Origin of the sequence: Pseudomonas wadenswilerensis (assembly GCF_024749185.1) — a bacterium.
Taxonomy (GTDB): domain Bacteria; phylum Pseudomonadota; class Gammaproteobacteria; order Pseudomonadales; family Pseudomonadaceae; genus Aquipseudomonas; species Aquipseudomonas wadenswilerensis.
Genome location: NZ_CP087191.1, coordinates 4,500,859 through 4,525,021 on the forward strand (window position 1 = coordinate 4,500,859; position 24,163 = coordinate 4,525,021).

The 24,163-nt window shown below is 61.2% G+C and carries 27 protein-coding genes and 1 pseudogene; 19 read left to right on the top strand and 9 right to left on the bottom strand.

The annotated features are described in order from the left end of the window. Positions 1-1,116, top strand: a complete 1,116-nt coding sequence (locus LOY45_RS20650; RefSeq protein ID WP_115085640.1) for a succinylglutamate desuccinylase/aspartoacylase family protein — start codon at positions 1-3, stop codon at positions 1,114-1,116. Between the two features lie 22 nt (positions 1,117-1,138). Beyond that, complete coding sequence (locus LOY45_RS20655; RefSeq protein ID WP_115085639.1) at positions 1,139-1,903, top strand: ABC transporter ATP-binding protein; 765 nt, start codon at positions 1,139-1,141, stop codon at positions 1,901-1,903. Between the two features lie 3 nt (positions 1,904-1,906). Here LOY45_RS20655 and LOY45_RS20660 read toward each other — a convergent pair whose 3' ends face one another. Both LOY45_RS20660 and dcd read right to left on the bottom strand, forming a co-directional pair. Continuing rightward, entirely contained in the window at positions 1,907-2,140 is a 234-nt protein-coding gene (locus tag LOY45_RS20660) for a hypothetical protein (RefSeq protein ID WP_134061543.1), read from the bottom strand. A 99-nt stretch (positions 2,141-2,239) separates the two neighbouring features. Beyond that, entirely contained in the window at positions 2,240-2,806 is a 567-nt protein-coding gene (gene dcd / locus LOY45_RS20665; RefSeq protein WP_115085637.1) for a dCTP deaminase, read from the bottom strand. 352 nt (positions 2,807-3,158) lie between these two features. Between dcd and LOY45_RS20670 the strand changes: the two genes are divergently transcribed. Then, a complete protein-coding gene (locus LOY45_RS20670) occupies positions 3,159-3,368 on the top strand; it encodes a cold-shock protein (protein WP_010221054.1) in 210 nt (69 codons plus the stop codon). 162 nt (positions 3,369-3,530) lie between these two features. Here the strand turns inward: LOY45_RS20670 and apbC are convergent, their stop codons facing one another. Continuing rightward, a complete protein-coding gene (apbC, locus tag LOY45_RS20675) occupies positions 3,531-4,625 on the bottom strand; it encodes an iron-sulfur cluster carrier protein ApbC (protein WP_115085636.1) in 1,095 nt (364 codons plus the stop codon). Positions 4,626-4,781: 156 nt separating this feature from the next. Between apbC and metG the strand changes: the two genes are divergently transcribed. The 8 genes and pseudogenes from metG to LOY45_RS20715 all read left to right on the top strand — a co-directional run bounded on the left by metG (position 4,782) and on the right by LOY45_RS20715 (position 11,373). Continuing rightward, positions 4,782-6,821 (top strand): methionine--tRNA ligase, encoded by a 2,040-nt coding sequence (gene metG, locus LOY45_RS20680; protein WP_258578281.1) that lies wholly within the window; start codon positions 4,782-4,784, stop codon positions 6,819-6,821. Between the two features lie 90 nt (positions 6,822-6,911). Next, complete coding sequence (locus tag LOY45_RS20685; RefSeq protein WP_134061541.1) at positions 6,912-7,493, top strand: Rnf-Nqr domain containing protein; 582 nt, start codon at positions 6,912-6,914, stop codon at positions 7,491-7,493. Beyond that, positions 7,490-8,326, top strand: a pseudogene (gene rsxB / locus LOY45_RS20690) (electron transport complex subunit RsxB); the annotation flags it as partial. The gene LOY45_RS20685 and the pseudogene rsxB, both read left to right, overlap by 4 nt. A gap of 4 nt (positions 8,327-8,330) precedes the next feature. After that, positions 8,331-9,311 (top strand): RnfABCDGE type electron transport complex subunit D, encoded by a 981-nt coding sequence (locus LOY45_RS20695; protein ID WP_134061539.1) that lies wholly within the window; start codon positions 8,331-8,333, stop codon positions 9,309-9,311. Further along, positions 9,308-9,925: an RnfABCDGE type electron transport complex subunit G gene (locus tag LOY45_RS20700; protein ID WP_258578282.1), complete on the top strand. Its 618-nt coding sequence runs from the start codon at positions 9,308-9,310 to the stop codon at positions 9,923-9,925. The genes LOY45_RS20695 and LOY45_RS20700 overlap by 4 nt, the downstream gene beginning before the upstream one ends. Further along, the gene (locus tag LOY45_RS20705) at positions 9,918-10,442 is read left to right on the top strand and encodes an Rnf-Nqr domain containing protein (protein ID WP_115085630.1); all 525 of its coding nucleotides are present in this window, start codon (positions 9,918-9,920) and stop codon (positions 10,440-10,442) included. The genes LOY45_RS20700 and LOY45_RS20705 overlap by 8 nt, the downstream gene beginning before the upstream one ends. 4 nt (positions 10,443-10,446) lie before the next feature. Beyond that, complete coding sequence (gene nth, locus LOY45_RS20710) at positions 10,447-11,085, top strand: endonuclease III (RefSeq protein ID WP_115085629.1); 639 nt, start codon at positions 10,447-10,449, stop codon at positions 11,083-11,085. Between the two features lie 105 nt (positions 11,086-11,190). Beyond that, positions 11,191-11,373 carry a PA3496 family putative envelope integrity protein gene (locus LOY45_RS20715; protein WP_115085628.1) on the top strand — a complete coding sequence of 61 codons (183 nt, stop codon included), beginning with the start codon at positions 11,191-11,193 and terminating at the stop codon, positions 11,371-11,373. 61 nt (positions 11,374-11,434) lie between these two features. Here LOY45_RS20715 and LOY45_RS20720 read toward each other — a convergent pair whose 3' ends face one another. Beyond that, complete coding sequence (locus LOY45_RS20720) at positions 11,435-12,061, bottom strand: response regulator transcription factor (protein WP_115085627.1); 627 nt, start codon at positions 12,059-12,061, stop codon at positions 11,435-11,437. Positions 12,062-12,500: 439 nt separating this feature from the next. Here LOY45_RS20720 and LOY45_RS27075 point away from each other — a divergent pair, with 439 nt between their 5' ends. Then, on the top strand, positions 12,501-13,052 hold the full coding sequence (locus tag LOY45_RS27075) for a hypothetical protein (RefSeq protein WP_415842479.1): 552 nt from the start codon (positions 12,501-12,503) through the stop codon (positions 13,050-13,052). Positions 13,053-13,112: 60 nt separating this feature from the next. On the opposite strand, the gene LOY45_RS20730 is transcribed toward LOY45_RS27075, so the two are convergent. Both LOY45_RS20730 and LOY45_RS20735 read right to left on the bottom strand, forming a co-directional pair. Continuing rightward, complete coding sequence (locus tag LOY45_RS20730; RefSeq protein WP_115085626.1) at positions 13,113-14,330, bottom strand: argininosuccinate synthase; 1,218 nt, start codon at positions 14,328-14,330, stop codon at positions 13,113-13,115. A 129-nt stretch (positions 14,331-14,459) separates the two neighbouring features. After that, positions 14,460-15,413, bottom strand: coding sequence for a flagellar protein MotY (locus LOY45_RS20735; protein WP_258578283.1), 954 nt, complete (start codon positions 15,411-15,413; stop codon positions 14,460-14,462). A 130-nt stretch (positions 15,414-15,543) separates the two neighbouring features. Between LOY45_RS20735 and pyrC the strand changes: the two genes are divergently transcribed. Together pyrC and rnt are read left to right on the top strand one after the other, a co-directional pair. Continuing rightward, on the top strand, positions 15,544-16,590 hold the full coding sequence (gene pyrC, locus LOY45_RS20740) for a dihydroorotase (RefSeq protein ID WP_115085624.1): 1,047 nt from the start codon (positions 15,544-15,546) through the stop codon (positions 16,588-16,590). A gap of 56 nt (positions 16,591-16,646) precedes the next feature. Next, entirely contained in the window at positions 16,647-17,258 is a 612-nt protein-coding gene (gene rnt / locus LOY45_RS20745; protein ID WP_267954172.1) for a ribonuclease T, read from the top strand. Positions 17,259-17,377: 119 nt separating this feature from the next. Here rnt and LOY45_RS20750 read toward each other — a convergent pair whose 3' ends face one another. Further along, a complete protein-coding gene (locus LOY45_RS20750) occupies positions 17,378-17,980 on the bottom strand; it encodes a peroxiredoxin (protein ID WP_010221038.1) in 603 nt (200 codons plus the stop codon). Between LOY45_RS20750 and LOY45_RS20755 the strand changes: the two genes are divergently transcribed. The 3 genes from LOY45_RS20755 to bfr all read left to right on the top strand — a co-directional run bounded on the left by LOY45_RS20755 (position 17,979) and on the right by bfr (position 19,102). After that, entirely contained in the window at positions 17,979-18,152 is a 174-nt protein-coding gene (locus LOY45_RS20755) for a hypothetical protein (RefSeq protein ID WP_167458864.1), read from the top strand. The genes LOY45_RS20750 and LOY45_RS20755 overlap by 2 nt on opposite strands. A gap of 62 nt (positions 18,153-18,214) precedes the next feature. Further along, positions 18,215-18,433 carry a bacterioferritin-associated ferredoxin gene (locus tag LOY45_RS20760; protein ID WP_115085622.1) on the top strand — a complete coding sequence of 73 codons (219 nt, stop codon included), beginning with the start codon at positions 18,215-18,217 and terminating at the stop codon, positions 18,431-18,433. A gap of 198 nt (positions 18,434-18,631) precedes the next feature. Then, complete coding sequence (gene bfr / locus LOY45_RS20765) at positions 18,632-19,102, top strand: bacterioferritin (RefSeq protein ID WP_115085621.1); 471 nt, start codon at positions 18,632-18,634, stop codon at positions 19,100-19,102. 70 nt (positions 19,103-19,172) lie between these two features. Here bfr and grxD read toward each other — a convergent pair whose 3' ends face one another. Together grxD and LOY45_RS20775 are read right to left on the bottom strand one after the other, a co-directional pair. Then, a complete protein-coding gene (grxD, locus tag LOY45_RS20770) occupies positions 19,173-19,508 on the bottom strand; it encodes a Grx4 family monothiol glutaredoxin (protein ID WP_028943477.1) in 336 nt (111 codons plus the stop codon). A 92-nt stretch (positions 19,509-19,600) separates the two neighbouring features. Continuing rightward, complete coding sequence (locus LOY45_RS20775) at positions 19,601-21,709, bottom strand: molybdopterin oxidoreductase family protein (protein WP_258578284.1); 2,109 nt, start codon at positions 21,707-21,709, stop codon at positions 19,601-19,603. Between the two features lie 377 nt (positions 21,710-22,086). On the opposite strand from LOY45_RS20775, the gene argF reads away from it, so the two are divergent. Both argF and LOY45_RS20785 read left to right on the top strand, forming a co-directional pair. Further along, positions 22,087-23,007 (top strand): ornithine carbamoyltransferase, encoded by a 921-nt coding sequence (gene argF, locus LOY45_RS20780; protein WP_258578286.1) that lies wholly within the window; start codon positions 22,087-22,089, stop codon positions 23,005-23,007. Further along, on the top strand, positions 23,004-24,113 hold the full coding sequence (locus LOY45_RS20785) for an ABC transporter ATP-binding protein (protein WP_134061536.1): 1,110 nt from the start codon (positions 23,004-23,006) through the stop codon (positions 24,111-24,113). Before argF ends, LOY45_RS20785 begins: the two co-directional genes overlap by 4 nt. Positions 24,114-24,163: the final 50 nt, after the last annotated feature.

The window sequence follows — 24,163 nt, forward strand, 5'->3', positions numbered from 1 at the left end:
ATGCATCACTCGACTCACGACATTCTGGCACCGGTGCCCGGCATTGCCCGCCAGATCCACAGCTTCCACTTCGGCCCGCGTGACGCCGGCAAAATCTACATCCAGGCTTCGCTGCATGCCGACGAACTGCCCGGCATGCTGGTGGCCTGGCACCTCAAGCAACGCCTGGGTGAACTGGAGGCCCAGGGCCGGTTGCGCCGCGAGATCGTGCTGGTGCCGATCGCCAATCCGGTGGGCCTGGAGCAGGTGCTGATGGATGTGCCGCTGGGCCGTTACGAACTGCAAAGCGGCGAGAACTTCAACCGCCACTTCGTCGACCTGAGCGACCAGATCGGCGACCAGATCGCCGATCACCTGAACCAGGACCCGCAGCACAACATCGCCCTGATCCGCGAAAGCCTGCGCCGCGCCCTGGATGCCCATGCCGCCCACACCCCGCTGCAATCCCAGCGTCTGACCCTGCAGCGCCTGGCCTGCGATGCCGAGATGGTGCTCGACCTGCACTGCGACTTCGAAGCCGTAGCGCACCTGTACACCACCCCGGAAGCCTGGCCCCAGGTCGAGCCGCTGTCACGCTACCTCGGGGCCCAGGCCAGCCTGCTGGCCACCGATTCGGGTGGCCAGTCCTTCGATGAGTGCTTCACCCTGGTCTGGTGGCAATTGCAGCAGCGCTTCGGCAAGCAGTTCCCGATCCCCCAGGGCAGCTTCTCGGTGACCGTCGAGTTGCGTGGCCAGGGCGATGTCAGCCATCCGCTGGCCGAACAGGACTGTGCGGCAATCCTCGATTACCTGACCCGTTACGGCGCCATCGACGGCGAACCGGCCGCCCTGCCCGCCCTGAGCTACCCGGCAACGCCGTTGGCCGGTGTGGAGCCGGTGGCAACTGCGCTGGGCGGCTTGCTGGTATTCCACGTCAAACCGGGCCAGTACCTGCAGGCCAATGAACTGATCGCCGAAGTCATCGACCCGTTGACCGACCGGGTAACCCCGGTGCGCAACACCCAGCCCGGCCTGCTCTATGCCCGCTCGCTGCGGCGCATGGCCACCGCCGGCATGGTCATCGCTCACGTGGCCGGTAACCAGGCCTACCGCAGCGGCTACCTGTTGTCGCCTTGAATCTCACCTTTAGAGCCTGCGCATGTACAAACTGACCATCGAAGACCTGCACAAACGCTACGGCGAGCACCATGTGCTCAAGGGCGTTTCGCTCAAAGCGAAGACCGGCGACGTGATCTGCCTGATCGGCGCCAGCGGCTCGGGCAAGAGTACCTTCCTGCGTTGCATCAACTTCCTCGAGCAACCCAACGAAGGCAGCATGACCCTCGACGGCAAGCCGGTGCACATGACCCAGGACCATCATGGCCTGCATGTCACCGACCCGGACGAACTGCAGCGCCTGCGCACACGCCTGGCCATGGTGTTCCAGCACTTCAACCTGTGGAGCCACCTGAGCGTGCTGGACAACATTGCCATGGCGCCGCGGCGGGTGTTGGGGGTGAGCAAGCACGAAGCCGAAGAACGCGCCCGGCGCTACCTGGACAAGGTCGGCCTGGCGCCACGGGTGGCGGATCAGTACCCGGCATTCCTCTCCGGCGGCCAGCAACAACGGGTGGCGATCGCCCGGGCACTGGCGATGGAACCTGAAGTCATGCTGTTCGATGAGCCGACCTCGGCCCTCGACCCGGAGCTGGTCGGCGAAGTGCTGCGGGTGATTCAGGGGCTGGCCGAAGAAGGCCGGACCATGATCATGGTTACCCACGAAATGGCCTTCGCTCGCAAAGTGGCGAGCCAGGTGATGTTCCTCCACCAGGGCCTGGTGGAGGAACAAGGGCCGCCGGAAGAGGTGCTGGGCAATCCGAAGAGCGAACGCCTGCGTCAGTTCTTGAGCGGCAACCTCAAGTAGGGCTCAGGCGACGGGTGCCGGCGGTGGCTCGTCCGGCAAGGTCGGCTCACCGGGTTCCATCGGCGGATTATCGCCTGGTTGCGGCGAGTCCGGAGTGTCTGGATCAGGCTGACCGGGCACGCCACCTGCCTGCACGATGTGCGGGTGCGGATGAGCCAGCAACGACCAGGCCAACACCCCAACGCTGTTGGGTTGCAGCACGGCCAGCTTGGCACTGATGGTCGGGTCGAGTTTCATGGGCTGCTCCTGGTTGACGTCCGCCTGGCGTGGTGCCGGACGGAACGGTTCAACTCTTTGGAGTCTGCCGGCGGCGAGGAATTCCCTCGTTTTGTCGCCTCAGGTGCGTGGCAGGGTGACGCCGCGCTGGCCCTGGTACTTGCCGCCACGGTCCTTATAGGACACTTCGCATTCTTCATCGGATTCGAGGAAGAGCATCTGCGCCACGCCTTCGTTGGCGTAGATCTTTGCCGGCAGTGTGGTGGTGTTGGAGAACTCCAGGGTCACGTGACCTTCCCACTCAGGCTCGAGCGGGGTGACGTTGACGATGATGCCGCAACGGGCATAGGTGCTCTTGCCCAGGCAGATGGTCAGCACGTTACGCGGGATACGGAAGTATTCGACGGTACGGGCCAGGGCGAACGAGTTCGGCGGGATGATGCAGACGTCGCTCTTGACGTCGACGAAGCTGCCGGCGTCGAAATTCTTCGGATCGACGGTCGCCGAGTTGATGTTGGTGAACACCTTGAACTCGTCGGCGCAGCGCACGTCGTAGCCGTAGCTGGAGACGCCGAAGGAGATCAGCCGATTATCGCTCTCACCGCGCATCTGGCGCTCGACGAACGGCTCGATCATGCCGTGCTCCTGCGCCATGCGGCGAATCCACTTGTCCGATTTGATGCTCATGGCGGGGGTGTCCTGAAATTGCGTGGTGAAAAAATTCTGTGCGGCATCTTACCGGGCCCGGCGCCGGGTTCAAAGTTCCATGCTGCATCAACCGTCGGATCCACGTATGACGGGGCCTGCACGGGGGCCCCAGGCACCGTCAGTCATGAATTATGAGAAAGCATCACAAGACCATTGGCACGTTCTGGAAAAAGGGTTAAGGTGACGCCACTGTGCTGCACGTGTCACTGAGAATATCTACCTGATGCAAGATTTCGATCAACCCATCTTCATGAATTTTCTGCCTCTTTGCACTCAGTCTCGGCCAGGGCGTTTCCTGAGTCGTAGTTAACTTTGTCCAAGGAGACAGACCATGTCCAATCGCCAAACCGGTACCGTTAAGTGGTTCAACGATGAAAAAGGCTTCGGCTTCATCACCCCACAATCCGGTGACGACCTGTTCGTACACTTCAAAGCCATCAAGGCTGACGGCTTCAAGAGCCTGAAAGAAGGCCAAGCGGTCTCTTTCATCGCTACCCGCGGTCAGAAAGGCATGCAGGCTGAAGAAGTAGAAGTTATCTAACTTCCGCTTTACAGCTTGAAGAAAGCCCCGCCCTTAACAGGTGGGGCTTTTTTTATGCCCTGATTTTAGGCTGCCTGGTGGCCCATCGCTGGCAAGCCAGCTCCCACAAGGTCCAGTGCATGCAGAACCTGTGGGAGCTGGCTTGCCAGCGATAGCATCACCTCAATCTTCGCTGATAGTGATATTCGGCATCGCCGGTGCCGCCGCTTCCTGCAACACGATCCGCGCCCCCACCTGGCGGGCCAGCTCCTGGTAAACCATGGCAATCTGGCTTTCCGGCTCGGCAATCGCCGTCGGCTTGCCGCTGTCGGCCTGCTCACGGATCAGCATCGACAAAGGCAACGATGCCAACAGCTCGACACCGTACTGGGCCGCCAGCTTCTCGCCACCGCCTTCGCCGAACAGATGCTCGGCATGGCCGCAGTTCGAGCAGATGTGCACGGCCATGTTCTCGACCACACCCAGCACCGGAATGTTGACCTTGCGGAACATCTCCACGCCCTTCTTGGCATCGAGCAACGCCAGGTCCTGCGGCGTGGTGACGATGACCGAACCGGCCACCGGGACTTTCTGCGCCAGGGTCAGCTGGATGTCGCCAGTGCCCGGCGGCATGTCGATCACCAGGTAGTCGAGGTCGTCCCAGGCGGTCTGGGTTACCAGCTGCAGCAGTGCCCCGGAGACCATCGGCCCGCGCCAGACCATCGGCGTGTTGTCGTCGGTCAGAAACGCCATGGACATGACCTCGACACCATGGGCCTTGAGCGGCACGAACCACTTCTGCTCGCGGATCTGCGGCCGTGTACCTTCGGCGATACCGAACATCACGCCCTGGCTCGGGCCATAGATGTCGGCATCGAGAATCCCCACCCGCGCACCTTCACGGGCCAGGGCCAGGGCCAGGTTGGCGGCGGTGGTCGACTTGCCGACACCGCCCTTGCCCGAGGCTACGGCGATGATGTTCTTGACGTTGGCCAGGCCCGGAATCTGCGCCTGGGCCTTGTGCGCGGCGATGACGCAGTTGATCTCGACCCGCGCCGAGGCAACCCCGTCGATACCTTCGACGGCCGTTTGCAGAACTTGCGCCCAACCGTTCTTGAACAGGTCGGCGGCATAGCCCAGTTGCAGTTGCACGCTGACGCGATCGCCCTGGATATCGATGGCCTGGACACAGCCGGCGCTGACCGGGTCCTGGTTCAGGTAAGGGTCGGTGTACTGGCGAAGAACGGCTTCGACGGCTGCGCGAGTGACGGCACTCATGGAGACTCCCGTGATAAAGACTGAGCAAAACAGACCACTATGCTAACCCGCCATACATCCTCAGATACGTCCATGGGGTGAAATATATTTCCCGGCGTTTTATAGTGGCCGATCACCGTTTCATCTCAAGTAGCCGAAAAAAGTAGCCGAGCCCCCATGTCCGAGCCACGTCAGATTCTCGTCACCAGCGCCCTGCCCTATGCCAATGGTTCCATTCACCTTGGCCATATGCTCGAGTACATCCAGACAGACATGTGGGTGCGCTTCCAGAAGCTTCGCGGCAACCAGTGCATTTATGTCTGCGCTGACGACGCCCACGGTTCGGCCATCATGCTGCGCGCCGAGAAGGAAGGCATCACTCCTGAACAGCTGATTGCCGCCGTCCAGGCCGAGCACAGCGGGGATTTCGCCGATTTCCTGGTCGATTTCGACAACTTCCACTCGACCCACGCCGAAGAAAACCGCGAGCTGTCGAGCCAGATCTATCTCAAGCTGCGTGACGCCGGGCACATTGCCACCCGCTCGATCACCCAGTACTTCGACCCGGACAAGAAAATGTTCCTGGCCGACCGCTTCATCAAGGGCACCTGCCCCAAGTGCGCCGCTGAAGACCAGTACGGCGACAATTGCGAAAAATGCGGCGCCACCTATGCGCCGACCGAGCTGAAGAACCCCAAGTCGGCGATCTCCGGCGCCACCCCGGTGCTCAAGGACTCGCAGCACTTCTTCTTCAAGCTGCCCGACTTCCAGGCCATGCTCCAGCAGTGGACCCGCAGCGGCACACTGCAGGACGCGGTTGCCAACAAGATCGCCGAATGGCTGGATGCCGGCCTGCAGGAATGGGATATCTCCCGTGACGCGCCGTACTTCGGCTTCGAGATCCCCGACGAGCCGGGCAAGTACTTCTACGTCTGGCTGGACGCACCGATCGGCTACATGGCCAGCTTCAAGAACCTCTGCGCACGCCGCCCGGAGCTGGACTTCGATGCGTTCTGGAACAAGGACTCGAAAGCCGAGCTGTACCACTTCATCGGCAAGGACATCGTCAACTTCCACGCCCTGTTCTGGCCAGCCATGCTCGAAGGCGCCGGCTACCGCAAGCCGACCGGCATCAACGTGCACGGCTACCTGACCGTCAACGGCTCGAAGATGTCCAAGTCGCGCGGCACCTTCATCAAGGCCCGCACCTACCTGGATCACCTGGCGCCGGAATACCTGCGCTACTACTACGCCTCCAAGCTGGGCCGCGGCGTCGACGACCTCGACCTGAACCTGGAAGACTTCATCCAGAAGGTCAACTCCGACCTGGTTGGCAAGGTGGTCAACATTGCCAGCCGTTGCGCCGGCTTCATCCACAAGGGCAACGACGGCGTAATGGTTGACGGCGACGCCGCGCCTGAGCTGACCGAAGCTTTCCTCGCCGCCGCGCCGGGCATTGCCGAAGCCTACGAAGGCCGCGACTTCGCCCGGGCCATGCGCGAAATCATGGGCCTGGCCGACCGCGCCAACGCCTGGATTGCCGACAAGGCGCCATGGTCGCTGGCCAAGCAGGAAGGCAAGCAGGACGAAGTCCAGGCGATCTGCGCCCAGGGCATCAACCTGTTCCGCCAGCTGGTGATCTTCCTCAAGCCGGTGCTGCCAGTGCTGGCCACCGACGCCGAGGCGTTCCTCAACGTCGCCCCGCTGACCTGGACCGACCATCAGACCCGCCTGAGCAACCACCAGCTCAACCCGTTCAAGGCGCTGATGAGCCGTATCGACCCGGCCAAGGTCGAAGCCATGACCGCTGCCTCCAAGGAAGACCTGGCGGCCAGCCAGACCAGCGTTGTCACCGGCAATGGTGAACTGACCAAGGACCCGCTGTCGGCCGAGATCGACTTCGACACCTTCGCCGCCGTCGACCTGCGGGTTGCCCTGATCCTCAAGGCCGAAGCCGTGGAAGGCGCCGACAAGCTGTTGCGCCTGACCCTGGATATCGGCGACGAGCAGCGCAACGTGTTCTCCGGCATCAAGTCGGCCTACCCGGACCCGGCCAAGCTCGAAGGTCGCCTGACCATGATGATCGCCAACCTCAAGCCACGCAAAATGCGTTTCGGCGTCTCCGAAGGCATGGTCATGGCCGCCGGCCCTGGCGGCGAAGAGATCTACCTGCTCAGCCCTGACAGCGGCGCCAAGCCGGGCCAACGCATCAAGTAAGGCTCTCGCCCCGGCTGATTGCGGCCGGGGCGTTCTCATCCTCGCGTCATTGCCGGATAATGGCGGACAGCCTCAGCATTCGGCCCCCTCATGAGCGAATTCTTCCTGGCCCTGGTCAGCGCCGCGCTGATCAACAACCTGGTCCTGCACCAGGGGCTGGCCATCGACCCACTGCCACGCAGCAGTACCGATCAGTATCGGCGTCAGGTGCATGCGCTGGGGCTGGCGACTTTGCTGTTGCTGGTTTTGACCGTCGGGATCGGGCAACTGATTTATCGCTTGGCGTTGTTGCCCCTGGCGCTTGAGTACCTGCGCCTGTTCGTGTTCCTGGCGCTGAGCGTGCTGCTGATCTCGCCACTGCTCAAACTGCTGACACACCTGCTACCGGCCCTGCCGTTCGATGACCTGCTGCCACTGCTGCTGGCCAACATGGCACTGCTAGGCTTGAGCCTGCAGGTCAGTGAAGGCGGCTATGGCATCGCGCAAACCCTGGGCTGGAGCCTGGGGGGCGGCCTGGGTTTCTGGCTGGCCCTGAGCCTATTCGCCGACCTGCGCCAGCGCAGCGACAACGACGATATCCCCATGGCTTTTCGCGGCCTGCCGATCGAGCTGATCGGCGCCGGCGTAATGGCCATGGCGTTTCTCGGTTTCAACGGATTATTCAACCCATGAGCCTGATTCAACGCATCGACGCCCTGCTGCCGCAGACCCAATGCGGCAAATGTGGCCACCCGGGTTGCCGGCCTTACGCCGAAGGCCTGGCGGCGGGCGAAGCGATCAACAAATGCCCGCCTGGGGGCCGCGAAACCATCGCCGCCCTGGCCCGGCTACTGGATGTGCCGGTGATCGAACTTGATCACGAGCGCGGCCATGCACCGGCGCAGGTCGCCTATATTCGCGAAGCCGAATGCATTGGCTGCACCAAATGCATCCAGGCCTGCCCGGTGGACGCCATCATCGGCGCGGCCAAGCTGATGCACACCGTGATCAGCGCCGAATGCACGGGCTGCGACCTGTGCGTGGCGCCCTGCCCGGTTGACTGCATTGACCTGCTGCCGCTCACCGCCAGCAGCAACGTCGTGCCAATTGTCGGCGGCCTGGCCCGGGACGCCGAAGCGCTTGCAGCCCGCGGCCACAAGCGCAACCATGCCCGGCGGCGCTTTGAGCAGCGCAACCAGCGCCTGCAGCGCGAAGAAGCACGCAAGCAGGCCGAACGCCTGGCTCGCAGCCAGCGTGCGGCCAACGCCACCGCCGCCACCTCGAGCGCGGTTGTCGACGACCCGATCAAGGCCGCCATCGAACGCGTCAAGGTGCAAAAGGCCGCTGCCGCCGATGCCGCCCTCAAGCAGGCGAAAATCGCCGCTGCCATGAGCCGGGCGCAACTGAACAAGGCCAGGGCTGCCTTTGGCGATGTACCTAGCGAGGCCCAGCAAGCACAACTGGCTGAACTTGAGAGCGAAGCGCAACTGGCCCAGACACGCCTGCAAGCGCTACAACCGGCAGCCGGCGATGGCCGCGGCTGATAACCGCGAGCGCCTGCGCAGCACCATGGCCCTGGTGCTGCTGGCCTGTGCGCCAGGGTTGCTGACCTTATTGTGGCTGCACGGCTGGGGGCTGCTGCTGAATCTGCTGCTGTGCGCCAGTGCCGCGTTGGCAAGCGAAGCGATGCTACTGAAACTGCAACAACGGCCGAGCCTGCCCGCACTGAACGACGGCAGCGCCCTGGTCACTGCCGTCCTGCTGACGGCAGCACTGCCCGCCTACGTCCCCTGGTGGCTGCCAATGATTGCCGCCAGCAGCGCCATTGCCCTGGGCAAACAACTCTACGGCGGTGTCGGCAAGAATCTGTTCAACCCGGCAATGGTTGGCTATGCGCTGGTGTTGTTGGCGTTTCCACAGCATATGACCCAGTGGCCGGTCACTCAGGTGCTTGGACTGACAGACACGCTGCAGCAGGTATTCGGCCTTGGTTCCGGCAGCCAGCCGGATGCCTGGGCGCAAGCCACGGTACTGGACGGCCTGCGCAACAACCGCAGCCTGACCATGGATGAGCTGTTCGCCAGTCATCCGGGCTTCGGGCGCTTGGGTGGCCGGGGCAGCGAAGCGGTCAACCTGGCCTTTTTGCTCGGCGGCCTGCTGCTGTTGCAGCGCAAGGTCATCAGCTGGCACGCCCCGGTCGGCCTGCTGGCCAGCCTGATGCTGATCAGCCTGGTGTGCTGGAACGGCTCGGGCTCGGACTCCAACGGCTCGCCGCTGCTGCATCTGCTGTCCGGCTCTACCATGCTGGCAGCGTTTTTCATCGTCACCGAGCCGATATCAGGGCCGAAAAGCCCAAGGGCCAAGCTGCTGTTTGGCATCGGCGCGGGCTTGCTCATCTACCTGATCCGTACCTGGGGCAGCTATCCCGACGGCGCCGCGTTCGCGGTATTGTTGATGAATCTATGCGTTCCGACGCTGGAGCGCTGGGCAGAGCGTGGGCAGACGCAATGAACACCTCATCGATACGCACCGCGCTGCTGTTATTGACGCTCATCGTGCTGGCCGTAGGCGGCACGGTACTCTGGCAGCAGTTCACCGCCCCGCGCATCACTGAAGCCGAGCAACAGCTCAAAGCCCAGCGCTGGCTGAGCGTGCTGCCAGAACAGCGTTACGACAACCAGCCGCTGCAACACCCCCTGCGCCTGGGGGCCGCCACCCTGGATCACAGCCGCCTGCTCGCAGGCTATCTGGCGACCCTGAAGGGCCAGCCCCGCGCGGTCGTGCTGCATAGTCAAACCCAGGGCTACGGCGGCCCGCTCGACCTGCTGATTGCCATTGACGAGGGCGGTCGCCTGATCGGCGTCAAGGTGTTGCAGCAACAGGAAACCCCAGGCCTGGGCGGCAAGCTGGTTGAGCCCGGCAACACCTGGCTGCAGGGTTTTGTCGGCAGCAGCCGGCAAAGCATTGCCGATACAGCCTGGGCGCTCAAGCGAGATAGCGGCCAGTTCGATCAACTGGCCGGCGCTACCGTCACCTCACGCGCAGTCATTCAGGCTACCCACGATGCCCTGCGCTATTTCGACGAGCACCGTCAGCAGCTACTCGCTGGAGGCGCCGATGAATAGACCATGGCTCGCCGCCGTAAGCCTGGCACCCTTGCTGGGAGCTACCCAGACGTTGCTGCAGGCCAGTGCCATTGCGCTGTGCAGCCTGCTGGTCATCGGCCTGCACCGGCTGTGCATGACACCGCTGCGCAAGGTGCTGGACGGTAGCGCCAAGCTGTTCGCCAGCGTGCTGCTGGCAGCCTTGCTGGTCACCTGTCTGGAACTGGGCCTGCGCGCCTGGGCCCTGCCGCTGTCGCTGGCACTGGCCCCCTATCCGGCATTGATCGCCGTACAATGCCTGCTGTTCGAGTTTGCCCTGGGTAACAATGCCCGCTGGCGTACTGCTGCGATGACGTTGGCAGGATTCGCCTCGCTGTGCATTGCCATGGGGCTCACGCGACAGTTGCTGGGCGAATTTGCCAATCTGCGCCTGGCCAGCCTGTTGCCGGGTGCGCTAATGCTTCTGGGCCTGTTACTGGCCTTGTATAACCGGGTTCGCCAGAGGCGGGCCCCTTCACGTCGTCAAGGAAAGCTTTGACCCCATGAATGCCGCCAAACGCCTGGAAATCTTTCGCAGGCTGCACGAAGACAACCCCGAGCCGAAAACCGAGCTGGCCTACACCAATCCTTTCGAACTGCTGATTGCGGTAATCCTCTCGGCCCAGGCCACCGATGTCAGCGTGAACAAGGCCACGGCCAAACTGTATCCGGTCGCCAATACCCCGGAAGCGATCTACGCCCTGGGCGTTGAAGGCCTGTCCGAATACATCAAGACCATCGGCCTGTACAACAGCAAGGCGAAAAACGTCATCGAAACCTGTCGCCTGCTGGTCGAGCAGCATGGCAGCCAGGTGCCGGAAACCCGTGAAGCGCTGGAAGCCCTGCCCGGAGTTGGCCGCAAGACCGCCAACGTGGTGCTGAACACTGCGTTTCGGCAAATGGCCATGGCCGTCGACACGCATATCTTCCGGGTCAGCAACCGCACCGGCATAGCCCCGGGCAAGACTGTTCTGGAGGTCGAAAAGGCTTTGATGAAGTTCGTGCCCAAGGCTTACCTGCTGGACGCTCACCACTGGCTGATCCTGCATGGCCGCTATGTGTGCCAGGCACGCAAGCCCCGCTGTGGAAGTTGCCGCATCGAAGATTTGTGCGAGTACAAGCAGAAAACCTCGGACGATTGAGCGGATAGTGAAAACACTGCCCAGTCGATTGAAAAAATCTTTTTTACCCGCTCAGAAATTCTCGCTATAAGGTGCGCCAATGGCCCTCTTGGCTTGGAGTGACTTATGAGCACCGATAAAGAAGACCTGGATGTAGAGGTAGTAGACGACATCGGCACTGAAGATGCAGATGACGAGCCCCAGGTTGAAGTGGCGAAAACCAACCTGAGCAAACGCCGCACCATCGATAACCTGCTGGAAGAGCGGCGCTTGCAGAAGCAATTGGCCGATTACGACTTCGACCTCTGACGGATCGACGTCTATTAATCAAAAAGCCTCCTTGCTGGAGGCTTTGTTGTTTCTGGGTGTATCAAACCAGACCGTTGCGCTGGGCCAGTTCGATCAGGTCAACCAGCGAGCGTGCATTGAGCTTGAGCAGCAAACGCGTCTTGTAAGTGCTGACCGTCTTGTTGCTGAGGAACATGCCATCGGCGATCTCCTTGTTGGTCTTGCCCCGCGCCAGTTGCTGCAGGACCATCATTTCCCGCCCCGACAAGCGCTCGACCATATCAGCCTCGCTTGAGCCACCGAGGTTCGACCGTACCGAATGCAGCGCCTGGTTCGGGAAATAGCTGTAGCCGGAAAGCACCGCCTTTATGGCACTGAGCAACTCGGTGAGATCCTGTTGCTTACAGACATACCCGGCTGCCCCTGCCTGCATGCAGCGCATGGAAAAATGCCCGGGTGCCTGGGACGTCAGCACCAGTACCTTGATACCGGCATTATTGGCGGTCAACCTGGCGATGACCTCCAGGCCATCAAGCTTGGGGATGCCGATATCCAGAATGACGATGTCCGGGCCATGCTCCCGCGCCAACTGCAACGCGTCCACGCCGTTATCCGTCTCCGCAATGACTTCATAACCATGCCGCTCCATCAACATGCGTACAGCCAGGCGAATGACCGGATGATCATCCACGATCAGGACTTTATTCATGGGCAAATCCAATTGTTCGCTGTTCTATTTTTTGAGTCCGCACAATAGCCTAGTTACATGACATATTGTATTGCGCCATTAACCAGCAATTGCATACAAGGACACTGCCTACAGCCTTAAAAGAATTATCCTACAAAGCACCTAAATAACGATACTTTGCAAAATAGCATTGGAGCACACGCACAAAGCCTCCAACACTTATTGGATAAAGGTAGCACCAGATATAGAAACCACCTATGAAACTTAGCTTAATTACCTGAAGGAAATGTCCTATAGGCTTGTTTGATAAAAACAAAATCCCCCAGCAACGAAATACCGCCCTACGTAACCCGGGATATATTGCCAAGCCGTGAAATGCGCCACGCTGTCCGAATACCGTCGGAGATGCTAAACCCTGCTCTCACACCGCAGTGCAATCGCTGAACGCAAGGGGAGCTGTATGAGTAAAGCCGAGCCGAAAAGCCCACTGACGATCATTGCCATTTTCGCGGGCATCATCGAAGCGTCGGCACTGGCCTCTTTGCCATTTCTGGGCGAGGATAGCCAGAGTACCTACACTTGGTTCCTGGTGGGATTCCCGTTCTTCCTCACGGTGTTGTTCTTTCTTACCTTGAACTTCAACTATAAATCCCTTTACTCACCCGACATTAGCGAGCCGGCGCCCGGCACAATCACCGGCCCTGCTCCGGTGGTCAGGCCCATGTATATACCCGCCTTGCCTGAAACATCCGCAACCGAGGATCTCCGCGCAAGTTCAGCGAGCATACAAGCTGAAACAATTAACGCAACGCATATGCTTCCGGATATTTCCGAACAAAGTACAGTGATCATCACCCTGCGCGGGCCTGCAGCAACTCACCTGATGAAATACTTCGCCCTACAGGCACTCCAACCCTCGCGGCTGCCGTGTAATAAATGGATTCTGTACAACCTCGACACCGGGGCGCAAACCACTCTGCAGACTCAATCATCGAGCGAAACCCAGCCTTGAGTGCAACCTGCAGCTAAAAAAAACCCCGGCAAGCCGGGGTTCTTTCACAGGCAGCAATGATCAGATCAGGGTCCGACCCTTGTTGGCCGCAATGCGCATGCGCAGGGCGTTGAGCTTGATGAAGCCCGCTGCGTCTGCCTGATTGTACGCGCCGCCATCTTCTTCGAAGGTGGCGATGTTGGCGTCGAACAGCGAGTCGTCCGACTTGCGGCCGGTGACGATGACGTTGCCCTTGTACAGCTTCAGGCGTACCACACCGTTCACGTTGACCTGCGAAGCGTCGATCATCTGTTGCAGCATCAGACGCTCCGGGCTCCACCAGTAACCGGTGTAGATCAAGCTGGCGTACTTGACCATCAGCTCATCCTTCAGGTGAGCGACTTCGCGGTCCAGGGTGATCGACTCGATCGCCCGGTGGGCGCGCAGCATGATGGTGCCGCCTGGGGTTTCGTAGCAGCCGCGCGACTTCATGCCGACGTAACGGTTCTCGACGATGTCCAGGCGACCGATGCCGTTCTCGCCGCCGATGCGGTTGAGGGTGGCCAGTACGGTGGCTGGCGACATTTCAACGCCGTCCAGGGCAACGATGTCGCCGTTGCGGTAGGTCAGTTCCAGGTAGGTCGGAACGTCCGGGGCGTTTTCTGGCGACTTGGTCCAGCGCCACATGTCTTCTTCGTGCTCGGTCCAGGTATCCTCCAGTACACCACCCTCGTAGGAGATGTGCAGCAGGTTGGCGTCCATCGAGTACGGCGACTTCTTCTTGCCGTGACGCTCGATCGGGATACCGTGCTTCTCGGCGTAGTCCATCAGTTTTTCACGGGACAGCAGGTCCCACTCACGCCATGGCGCAATGACCTTGACGCCTGGCTTGAGCGCGTAGGCACCCAGCTCGAAACGTACCTGGTCGTTGCCCTTGCCGGTCGCACCATGGGAGATGGCATCGGCGCCGGTCTCGTTGGCGATTTCGATCAGGCGCTTGGCGATCAGCGGACGAGCGATGGAAGTACCCAGCAGGTACTCGCCTTCGTAGACGGTGTTGGCGCGGAACATCGGGAACACGAAGTCGCGTACGAATTCCTCGCGCAGGTCATCGATGTAGATTTCCTTGACGCCCATGGCCTGAGCCTTGGCGCGGGCCGGCTCGACCTCTTCGCCCTGTCCCAGGTCAGCGGTGAAGGTCACCACTTCACAGTTGTAGGTATCCTGCAGCCACTTGAGAATCACCGAAGTATCAAGGCCGCCGGAATACGCCAGTACGACCTTTTTTACGTCCGCCATGCCATCACTCCACGGGGTTGTACGGAAAGCCGTCGATTCTACCGGCCTTGCGACAAAATTTACAGTGGGGCGACAGCTTGTGACGACAAAGCGACAGGAACTGTCGAGAGCGCGACGGACGGTCGCAGCTCAGGACTTGCTTGCGGGCTTGACAGTATCGGCTACGGCAGCAGGCGTGGCCGGCGGTTTGGCTGCCGGCTCAACGGGTTTTGCTACCGTTTTTTCGACAGGCGTCACCCGATCGAGCTGAATGTTCACCCGCCGGTTGCGCGCGCGGTTGGCCGCGGTGTTGTTGCGCGCCAGCGGATAGCGCTCACCATGAAAGCGCACGGTGATCTGCTCTTCGGGAACGCCGTGGGCCTTGAGGTACTCCATCACCGCCAGCGCCCGGCGCCGCGACAGATCGCGGTTGGTCAGGCGGTTGCCGCTGTTGTCGGAGTGGCCGTCGAGCTCGACGTGGTTGACCGTCGGGTCGGCCTTGAGGAAGTCGAGGATCACGTCCAGGCGTGCCCGGGCATCGGCATCCAGGTCAATACCACCGCCCGGAAAGCCGACCCGCGCCTGGCGCACCTGGTCATAGTTCATCGGCAGGAGTTTCGCCGCGCAGGCCTGATAATCTCCGTAGGCCTTGTTGAACTTGACCGGCAACACCCGCACTTCCATGGTCCGCCCGGCTTCACCGGCAGCGTTGCGCACCACGGTGCTGCGTCCATCGAGCAAACCGTTGATAAGGCGGCTGGCCTGGCCCTGGGAGCTGGTAAAAAGCACACCGCTGCGGGCCATGCGCACCGCGCCCAGGTTGATATCGCCCCGCCCGGGCTGCCACGGCGCAGCCGCCGCCAGCAGAGTGGCGGAGCCGGCACCCAGTACATTGCTGCTTGAACGCAGCTGGAAAGTCGGCTGTTCACCGGCACGGCGGACAAACTCGCCGCTACCGAAATCGGCAATGGGTTGAACCAGCCGACATTCGAACTGATCGCCTTCGACCTTCCACTCGATGTTCTCCAGACGGGTCTGGAAGGTGAGTGCCATGGCGGGCATGCTGGCAAACACACTGAGCAGGGCTAGATAACGCTGGCGCACGGGCGGCTCCACAGATTTTCACGGTATACCTGCACGCTATCGGTCGGTCGCGGCAAAACTTGATAGCGAGTGCTCGTAACCGGCTTTTCCGGTAGCATTCACCTTGAGTTCGACCCGCCTGGAATCCCCAATGTCCGACCGCCTGACCCTCCTGCGTCCCGACGACTGGCACATCCATCTTCGTGATGGCGCTGTATTGCCGCATACCGTCGGCGACGTTGCGCGCACCTTTGCCCGCGCAATCATCATGCCCAACCTGGTACCACCGGTGCGCAACGCCGCCGAAGCCGGTGCCTACCGCGAGCGCATCCTCGCCGCACGCCCTGCCGGCAGCCGTTTCGAGCCGCTGATGGTGCTGTACCTCACCGACCGCACCCAGCCCGAGGAAATCCGCGCGGCCAAGGCCACCGGCTTCGTCCACGCCGCCAAGCTCTATCCGGCTGGCGCGACGACCAACTCTGACTCCGGTGTAACCAGCGTCGACAAGATCTTCCCGGTGCTCGAAGCCATGGCCGAGGTCGGCATGCCACTGCTGGTGCACGGTGAAGTGACCCGCAGCGAAATCGACGTGTTCGACCGCGAAAAGCTGTTCATCGACGAACACCTGCGCCGCGTGGTCGAGCGCTTCCCGACCCTCAAGGTAGTGTTCGAACACATCACCACCAGCGACGCCGTGCAGTTCGTCAACGAGGCCCCGGCCAACGTTGGCGCGACCATCACTGCCCAGCACCTGCTGTACAACCGCAACCACATGCTGGTAGGCGGAATTCGTCCGCACTTCTATTGCCTGCCGATCCTCAAGCGCAACACCCACCAGGTGGCCTTGCTGGACGCCGCCACCAGCGGTAGCAGCAAGTTCTTTCTCGGCACCGACTCGGCTCCGCACGCCCAGCACGCCAAGGAAGCCGCCTGTGGCTGTGCCGGTTGCTACACCGCCTATGCCGCGATCGAGATGTACGCCGAAGCGTTCGAACAACGCAATGCGCTGGACAAGCTCGAAGGCTTCGCCAGCCTGCACGGCCCGGCCTTCTACGGCCTGCCGGTAAACACCGATAGCATTACCCTGGTCCGCGACAGCTGGACCGCCCCAAGCAGCTTGCCGTTCGGCGAGCAGACCGTTATCCCGCTGCGCGCCGGTGAGCAACTGCGCTGGCGCCTGCTGGAGGAAACTGCGTGAGCGAAGATCAGTACGAAGACGACCAGGAAGGTCATGGCGGCGGTTCGCGCCACCCAATGGCTGAACGCTTTCGCGGTTACCTGCCAGTAGTTGTCGATGTTGAGACCGGCGGTTTCAACAGCGCAACCGACGCCCTGCTGGAGATCGCCGCGGTCACCATCGGCATGGACGAAAAAGGCTTCCTGTTTCCGGAACACACCTATTTCTTCCGCGTCGAGCCGTTCGAAGGCGCCAACATCGAACAGGCTGCCCTGGAGTTCACCGGGATCAAGCTCGACCACCCGCTGCGCATGGCGGTCAGCGAGGAGTCGGCCCTGACCGACATCTTCCGTGGCGTGCGCAAGGCGCTGAAGGCCAATGGCTGCAAACGGGCGATCCTGGTCGGCCACAACAGCAGCTTCGACCTGGGCTTCCTCAATGCCGCCGTGGCCCGCCACGACATGAAGCGCAACCCGTTTCATCCGTTCTCGAGCTTCGACACCGCCACCCTGGCCGGCCTTGCCTATGGCCAGACCGTACTGGCGCGGGCCTGCCAGAGCGCCGACATCGACTTCGATGGCCGTGAGGCGCACTCGGCGCGTTACGACACCGAGAAGACCGCCGAGCTGTTCTGCGGCATCGTCAACCGCTGGAAAGAAATGGGCGGCTGGCAGGACTTCAACGACTGATGTTGGAGCGGGCTTGCCTCGCGATGCGATATAGCATGCAGAATGCTATCGCGGGGCAAGCCCGCTCCTTCAGGCATAAAAAAACCGGCCATCAAGGCCGGTTTTTTTATGCCTGGCAATTACAGCTTGCCAGCGTTCTCGCTCAGGTAAGCAGCAACGCCTTCTGGCGAAGCGGTCATGCCCTTGTCGCCTTTTTTCCAGTTGGCAGGGCAGACTTCGCCGTGCTCTTCGTGGAATTGCAGGGCGTCGACCAGACGCAGCAGCTCGTCCATGTTGCGGCCCAGCGGCAGGTCGTTGACGATCTGCGAGCGAACAACGCCCTTGTCGTCGATCAGGAAAGCACCACGGAAAGCTACGCCGCCTTCGGACTCTACGTCGTAGGCCTTGGCGATGTCGTGCTTCATGTCGGCAGCCATGATGTACTGGACCTGACCGATGCCGCCGGCATTGATCGGGGTGTTGCGCCAGGCGTTGTGGGTGAAGTGCGAGTCGATCGACACGGCGATCACTTCAACGTTGCGCGCCTTGAATTCGGCCATGCGGTGGTCCAGGGCGATCAGCTCGGACGGGCAGACGAAGGTGAAGTCCAGCGGGTAGAAGAACACCAGGCCGTACTTGCCCTTGATGGCCGAAGCCAGGTTGAAGCTGTCGACGATTTCGCCGTTGCCCAGAACAGCTGGAACGGTGAAGTCCGGGGCATTTTTGCCAACGAGTACGCTCATGCGATATCTCCTGATGGGGTGGAATCATCTTGCACAGGCCAGCATGCAGCGGCCCGGCATCGAAATGGCCGACCATCATACACCGCCCGGCGCGACTCGCCGAATTTCAGTCCGAATGCTCGACAATCTGCCGTTGGTCGCTCTAGTCCGCGCCTTGCAGAAAGAGTTTTGACAAGCATTCTCATTAACATTAAGCTTCTTCGCATTGAGCCTTAACCAGCGATGGTCAGCCCTATGTATGTGTGTCTTTGTGTTGGTGTGACCGACGGACAGATCCGCGATGCGATCTATGAAGGATGCTGCAGCTACAAGGAAGTCAGAACCGCCACCAACGTGGCGAGCCAGTGTGGCAAATGTGCCTGCCTGGCCAAGCAGGTAGTGCGCGAAACCCTCACCGAGCTTCAGGTCAGCCAGGCTGCCCTGCCCTATCCTGTAGAATTTACTGCAGCATAATTCAGCGAATTCCAAGAACCGGACCCAGTGTCCGGTTTTTTTATGCCTGTAATTCAAGTAGTTAGAGGTTTAACGCGGAACACAAACATTCTTATTCCGATTAATTTTCATTTATTATTCAATAACTTAGGTTTGACAGTAGAAGTTGCGAGGCTCAGACTTGCCTTTATAGACACACTTACAGGGCAGGACCCCATCATGAAAGGCGACGTTAGCGTCATCCAGCATCTCAACAAGATCCTCGGAAACGAGCTGGTCGCAATCAACCAATACTTCCTGCATGCACGCATGTACGAGGACTGGGGTCTGGAGAAGCTCGGCAAGCACGAGTACAAAGAATCCATCGAAGAGATGAAACACGCTGACAAACTGATCAAGCGTATTCTGTTCCTCGAAGGCATCCCCAACGTCCAGGACCTGGGCAAGTTGCTGATTGGCGAGCACACCAAAGAGATGCTTGAGTGCGACCTGAAGATCGAGCAAAAAGGCCTGGTCGACCTCAAGGCCGCCATCGCCCACTGCGAGACCGTCGGCGACTTCGGCAGCCGTGAGCTGCTCGAAGACATTCTCGAAGCCGAGGAAGAGCACATCGACTGGCTGGAAACCCAGCTGAGCCTGATCGACAAGGTCACGCTGGAGAACTACCTGCAGTCGCAAATGGGCGAGTAAGTTCAACGCCCTGCCCTACAGGCACAAAAAAGCCCCGCACTGCGGGGCTTTTTTTTGACCAAACCTGGAATCAGGCCTTGGCTGCCTCAGCCTTGGCTGCAGCTTCCTTGATCAGGGTCTGCAGTTCGCCGTTGGCAAACATTTCGGCCATGATGTCGGAACCGCCGACCAGCTCACCGGCAACCCACAGTTGCGGGAAGGTTGGCCAGTTGGCGTACTTTGGCAGGTTGGCGCGGATTTCCGGATTCTGCAGGATATCCACGTAAGCGAATTTTTCGCCACAACCCATCACGGCTTGCGCCGCCTTGGCCGAAAAACCGCACTGCGGGGCATTCGGCGAGCCTTTCATGTAAAGCAGAATGGTGTTGTTGGCAATCTGCTCTTTGATTGTTTCAATGATATCCATGAAGCACCTCGCGGCTGAACTTTCCGACCTGGTTGTCGGCACGGTGACGCATTGTATCGGAAAGCCGAGCAGGACGCTCGGCCTTGCCGATATCAGGCCGCAACCACCTGCACCGGCACGCCGTTGAGCGCCGCATTGCCCGACACCGCATCCAGCTGGCGCTCATCGGTAAGGTCGTTGGCGCTGGCGCCGGGCTGGCCCTGGGCGATCTCCATGCGCACCCCGGCACGGGCATGGCCAAAGCCATGGGGCAAGCTGACCACCCCCGGCATCATGTCGCTGCTGGCCTGCACCTCGACCTCGATTTCCCCGACCCGCGAGCTGACCCGCACCCGCTGGCCATCCTGCAACTGGCGGCCGGCCAGGTCATCCGGATGCATCAACAGCTGGTGACGCGGCTTGCCTTTCACCAGGCGATGGTAGTTGTGCATCCAGGAATTATTGCTGCGTACATGGCGACGACCGATCAGCAGCAGTTGATCCGCCGCCAGCGGCTGTTGCCCGGCAAAGCGCTGCAGGTCGCCGAGAATCTCCGGCGGTGCGGCTTGAACCCGTTGGTTAGCCGTCTTCAAACGCGCAGCCAGGTTCGGCTGCAGCGGGCCCAGGTCGATGCCATGCGGGTACTGATCGAGGGTCTCAAGCGACAGTTTGAACGCCGAAGCATCCCCATATCGGCCCTGGCGCAAGCCGATATCGATCATTTGCGCCGGCGGCAAGGTCGGCTTCAACGGCTTCTCGCTGAGAGCGGCAAAGGCCTTGGCCAGGCCGACGAAGATCTCCCAGTCATGCAAGGCGCCTTCGGGTTTGGGCAGCATGGCCCGATTGAAGCGACTGACATTGCGTACCGCGAACAGGTTGAAGGTGGTGTCGTAGTGATCGTTCTCCAGTGCCGAGGTGGACGGCAGGATCAGGTCGGCGTAACGGGTAGTTTCGTTGATGTACAGGTCGATGCTGAGCATGAACTCAAGGCCGTCCAGGGCCCGCTCCAGCTGCCGGCCATTGGGCGTGGACAGCACCGGGTTACCCGCGACCGTCACCAGCGCGCGAACCTGCCCTTCCCCTTCGACCAGCATCTCTTCGGCCAGGGCCGCCACCGGCAATTCGCCGCCGTACTCGGGAAGCCCGGAGACCCGGCTCTGCCAGACATTGAAATGCCCACCCGACGTACTGGCCACCAGATCCACCGCAGGCTCGGTACACAGGGCGCCACCCACGCGGTCGAGGTTGCCGCTGACCAGGTTGATCAACTGCACCAGCCAGTGGCACAAGGTGCCAAAGGCCTGGGTCGAGACGCCCATGCGCCCGTAACAGACCGCCTTGTCGGCGGCGGCAAAGTCCCGGGCCAATTGGCGAATTACCTGGGCATCGACGCCGCACAGCGGGCTCATGGTCTCGGCGGTGAACGGCGCGATCGCCGCTTGCACCTCGTCCAGACCATCGACCGGCAATGTCGATTGGCGGGTAAGGCCCTCGGCAAACAAAGTGTTGAGCAGGCCGCAGAGCAGCGCCGCATCACCGCCAGGACGGATGAACACATGCTGGTCGGCCATGGCCGCCGTCTCGCTACGGCGCGGGTCGACCACCACCAGTTTGCCGCCGCGGGCCTGGATTGCCTTGAGGCGCTTCTCGACGTCCGGCACGGTCATGATGCTGCCGTTGGAGGCCAGTGGGTTGCCGCCAAGGATCAACATGAACTCGGTGTTGTCGATGTCCGGGATCGGCAGCAGCAGGCCATGGCCGTACATCAGGTAGCTGGTCAGGTGATGCGGAAGCTGGTCCACCGAGGTGGCAGAGAAGCGGTTACGGGTCTTGAGCAGGCCGAGGAAGTAGTTGCTGTGGGTCATCAGCCCGTAGTTGTGCACACTCGGGTTGCCTTGATAGACGGCCACGGCGTTCTGCCCGTGGGCCTGCTGGATGGCCCAGAGCTTTTGCGCGGCCAGTTCGAAGGCTTCCTCCCAACTGATCGCCTGCCAGCTGTCAGCGACGCGCTTGTGTGGCGCACGCAAGCGATCCGGATCGTTCTGAATATCCTGCAAGGCCACCGCCTTGGGGCAGATATGGCCGCGGCTGAAGCTGTCCTCGGGGTCGCCCTTGATCGAAGTGATGCGCGGGGCGGCATCGGGTTCGTGGGTGATCTCCAGGGTCAAGCCGCAGATGGCTTCACATAGATGACAGGCACGGTGATGCTGGGTCTTGTTCATGGCCACCTCTTGCTCGGGTGTCTGGGATCAACCGACTATGAGCCTGACCCGGCCTGGCGACCAGTGAGGTTTGTCGCGTGAATCTTCAGGCATCAGGCGCAGCGATTCGCCGCGGGGCCGCTGCCGGGTTTGCCAAGGCGCTGGCAGGCAGTGTAAAACCCTTGTGTAACGTATAAAAAAAGCTTCTGACCAATGGGTTACGACACTGCCTGAAACATCGGCGACGAAACCCCCTCTTGGTATGACGCGACATTTAATTATAGTATTGCGTCTTCCCCTAATTCGTCGCCCCGTGCGGCTTTCGCCGCAGGTCACTTCCGTTGTTTTGAAAAACCGGTATGGCTGATCTGCGGTCTGTTGCAAAAAGGTAGTCAAAAATGAGCGCTAGGCACTTTCTCTCCCTGATGGATTTCACACCCGACGAACTGCTCAGTGTGATCCGTCGAGGTATCGAGCTGAAGGACCTGCGTAACCGCGGCGTACTGTTCGAACCGCTGAAAAACCGCGTGCTGGGGATGATCTTCGAAAAGTCCTCGACCCGCACCCGCCTGTCGTTCGAAGCCGGCATGATCCAGCTTGGCGGCCAGGCCATCTTCCTCTCGCCACGGGACACCCAGCTGGGCCGTGGCGAGCCGATTGGCGACTGCGCCATCGTCATGTCGCGCATGCTCGATGCGGTGATGATCCGTACCTTTGCCCACAGCACCCTGACCGAATTCGCCGCCAACTCGCGGGTGCCGGTGATCAACGGCCTGTCCGACGACCTGCACCCGTGCCAGCTGCTGGCCGACATGCAGACCTTCCTCGAGCACCGCGGCGCCATCCAGGGCAAGACCGTGGCCTGGATCGGCGACGGCAACAACATGTGCAACAGCTATATAGAAGCGGCGATCCAGTTCGACTTCCAGCTGCGCATCGCCTGCCCAGCCGAATTCGAGCCCAATCCGCAGTTCCTGGCCCAGGCCGGTGACCGCGTGCAGATCTTCCGTGAACCCAAGGATGCGGTGCAGGGTGCCCACCTGGTGAGCACCGATGTCTGGACTTCCATGGGGCAGGAAGAGGAAACTGCACGGCGTCTGGCCTTGTTCGCGCCTTACCAGGTAACCCGCGAACTGCTCGACCTGGCAGTACCCGATGCCCTGTTCATGCACTGCCTGCCCGCTCACCGCGGCGAGGAAATCAGCCTGGACCTGCTCGACGACCCCCGTTCGGTCGCCTGGGACCAGGCCGAAAACCGCTTGCATGCACAGAAGGCGCTTCTCGAATTTCTTGTTGAACCGGCCTATCACCACGCATGAGTCAACCTTTACTGCTTAACCTGCGCGAGCTCGCCTGTGGCTATGGCGAGCAGCGCATCGTCCAGAACCTCAACCTGCACCTGAACGCCGGCGACATCGGTTGCCTGCTGGGCTCCTCAGGCTGCGGCAAGACCACCACCCTGCGCGCCATCGCCGGCTTCGAGCCGGTGCACGAAGGCGAGATCCAGCTGGGCGGCGAGGTCATCTCCAAGGCCGGATTCACCCTGGCACCGGAGAAACGCCGGATCGGCATGGTGTTCCAGGACTACGCGCTGTTCCCGCACCTGACCGTGGCCGAGAACATTGCCTTCGGTATCGGCAAGCACCCGCAACAGCGCCAGGTGGTCGAAGAGATGCTCGAGCTGGTCAAGCTCGGCGGCCTGGGCAAACGCTACCCCCACGAGCTTTCCGGCGGCCAGCAGCAACGTGTGGCCCTGGCCCGCGCGCTGGCGCCCGAACCGCAACTGCTGCTGCTCGACGAGCCGTTCTCCAACCTCGACGTAGAGCTGCGCCGGCGCCTGAGCCACGAAGTGCGCGACATCCTCAAAAGCCGTGGCACCAGCGCGATCCTGGTCACTCACGATCAGGAAGAAGCCTTCGCCGTCAGCGATCACGTCGGTGTGTTCAAGGAAGGCCGCCTGGAGCAATGGGATACCCCCTACAACCTCTACCACGAACCGCTGACGCCGTTTGTGGCCAGCTTCATTGGCCAGGGCTATTTCATTCGCGGCCAGCTGACCAGCCCGGAATCGGTACGCACCGAGCTCGGTGAACTGCGCGGCAACCGTGCCTATACCCTGACACCTGGTAGCGCCGTGGATGTGCTGCTGCGCCCGGACGACATCATCCATGCGCCGCACAGCGAGCTGAAGGCGCTGATCGTGGGCAAGAGCTTCCTTGGCGCCTCGACCCTGTATCGCCTGCAACTGCCGACGGGCAGCCAGCTGGAAGCGATCTTCCCGAGCCACAACGACCATCAGGTCGGTGCCGAAGTAGGGATTGAAGTGGCGGCGGATCACCTGGTGGTGTTTGCCGTTCCGGGCAGCGTGGCGGCGCAGTTGCCGGTGCCGGAGAACGGCGTTCGCCGGTACAGCTCGGCGGTCTGATGTAAGGCCAATCGCGGGGCATGTGGGAGCGTGCTTGCCCCGCGATGCTT

Excerpts from the sequence above, each read along its gene's own strand:
- bfr (WP_115085621.1), top strand. The coding sequence starts at position 18,632 with ATGAAAGGCGACGTTAGCGTCATCCAGCATCTCAACAAGATCCTCGGA.
- LOY45_RS20760 (WP_115085622.1), top strand. The coding sequence starts at position 18,215 with ATGTATGTGTGTCTTTGTGTTGGTGTGACCGACGGACAGATCCGCGAT.
- rnt (WP_267954172.1), top strand. The coding sequence starts at position 16,647 with ATGGCTGAACGCTTTCGCGGTTACCTGCCAGTAGTTGTCGATGTTGAG.
- LOY45_RS20670 (WP_010221054.1), top strand. The coding sequence starts at position 3,159 with ATGTCCAATCGCCAAACCGGTACCGTTAAGTGGTTCAACGATGAAAAA.
- LOY45_RS20775 (WP_258578284.1), bottom strand. The coding sequence starts at position 21,709 with ATGAACAAGACCCAGCATCACCGTGCCTGTCATCTATGTGAAGCCATC.
- metG (WP_258578281.1), top strand. The coding sequence starts at position 4,782 with ATGTCCGAGCCACGTCAGATTCTCGTCACCAGCGCCCTGCCCTATGCC.
- LOY45_RS20750 (WP_010221038.1), bottom strand. The coding sequence starts at position 17,980 with ATGAGCGTACTCGTTGGCAAAAATGCCCCGGACTTCACCGTTCCAGCT.
- LOY45_RS20705 (WP_115085630.1), top strand. The coding sequence starts at position 9,918 with ATGAATAGACCATGGCTCGCCGCCGTAAGCCTGGCACCCTTGCTGGGA.
- pyrC (WP_115085624.1), top strand. The coding sequence starts at position 15,544 with ATGTCCGACCGCCTGACCCTCCTGCGTCCCGACGACTGGCACATCCAT.
- LOY45_RS20785 (WP_134061536.1), top strand. The coding sequence starts at position 23,004 with ATGAGTCAACCTTTACTGCTTAACCTGCGCGAGCTCGCCTGTGGCTAT.
- LOY45_RS20715 (WP_115085628.1), top strand. The coding sequence starts at position 11,191 with ATGAGCACCGATAAAGAAGACCTGGATGTAGAGGTAGTAGACGACATC.
- LOY45_RS20685 (WP_134061541.1), top strand. The coding sequence starts at position 6,912 with ATGAGCGAATTCTTCCTGGCCCTGGTCAGCGCCGCGCTGATCAACAAC.
- argF (WP_258578286.1), top strand. The coding sequence starts at position 22,087 with ATGAGCGCTAGGCACTTTCTCTCCCTGATGGATTTCACACCCGACGAA.
- LOY45_RS20660 (WP_134061543.1), bottom strand. The coding sequence starts at position 2,140 with ATGAAACTCGACCCGACCATCAGTGCCAAGCTGGCCGTGCTGCAACCC.
- grxD (WP_028943477.1), bottom strand. The coding sequence starts at position 19,508 with ATGGATATCATTGAAACAATCAAAGAGCAGATTGCCAACAACACCATT.
- LOY45_RS27075 (WP_415842479.1), top strand. The coding sequence starts at position 12,501 with ATGAGTAAAGCCGAGCCGAAAAGCCCACTGACGATCATTGCCATTTTC.
- LOY45_RS20650 (WP_115085640.1), top strand. The coding sequence starts at position 1 with ATGCATCACTCGACTCACGACATTCTGGCACCGGTGCCCGGCATTGCC.
- LOY45_RS20730 (WP_115085626.1), bottom strand. The coding sequence starts at position 14,330 with ATGGCGGACGTAAAAAAGGTCGTACTGGCGTATTCCGGCGGCCTTGAT.
- apbC (WP_115085636.1), bottom strand. The coding sequence starts at position 4,625 with ATGAGTGCCGTCACTCGCGCAGCCGTCGAAGCCGTTCTTCGCCAGTAC.
- LOY45_RS20720 (WP_115085627.1), bottom strand. The coding sequence starts at position 12,061 with ATGAATAAAGTCCTGATCGTGGATGATCATCCGGTCATTCGCCTGGCT.
- LOY45_RS20655 (WP_115085639.1), top strand. The coding sequence starts at position 1,139 with ATGTACAAACTGACCATCGAAGACCTGCACAAACGCTACGGCGAGCAC.
- LOY45_RS20755 (WP_167458864.1), top strand. The coding sequence starts at position 17,979 with ATGCGATATCTCCTGATGGGGTGGAATCATCTTGCACAGGCCAGCATG.
- LOY45_RS20695 (WP_134061539.1), top strand. The coding sequence starts at position 8,331 with ATGGCCGCGGCTGATAACCGCGAGCGCCTGCGCAGCACCATGGCCCTG.
- nth (WP_115085629.1), top strand. The coding sequence starts at position 10,447 with ATGAATGCCGCCAAACGCCTGGAAATCTTTCGCAGGCTGCACGAAGAC.
- dcd (WP_115085637.1), bottom strand. The coding sequence starts at position 2,806 with ATGAGCATCAAATCGGACAAGTGGATTCGCCGCATGGCGCAGGAGCAC.
- LOY45_RS20700 (WP_258578282.1), top strand. The coding sequence starts at position 9,308 with ATGAACACCTCATCGATACGCACCGCGCTGCTGTTATTGACGCTCATC.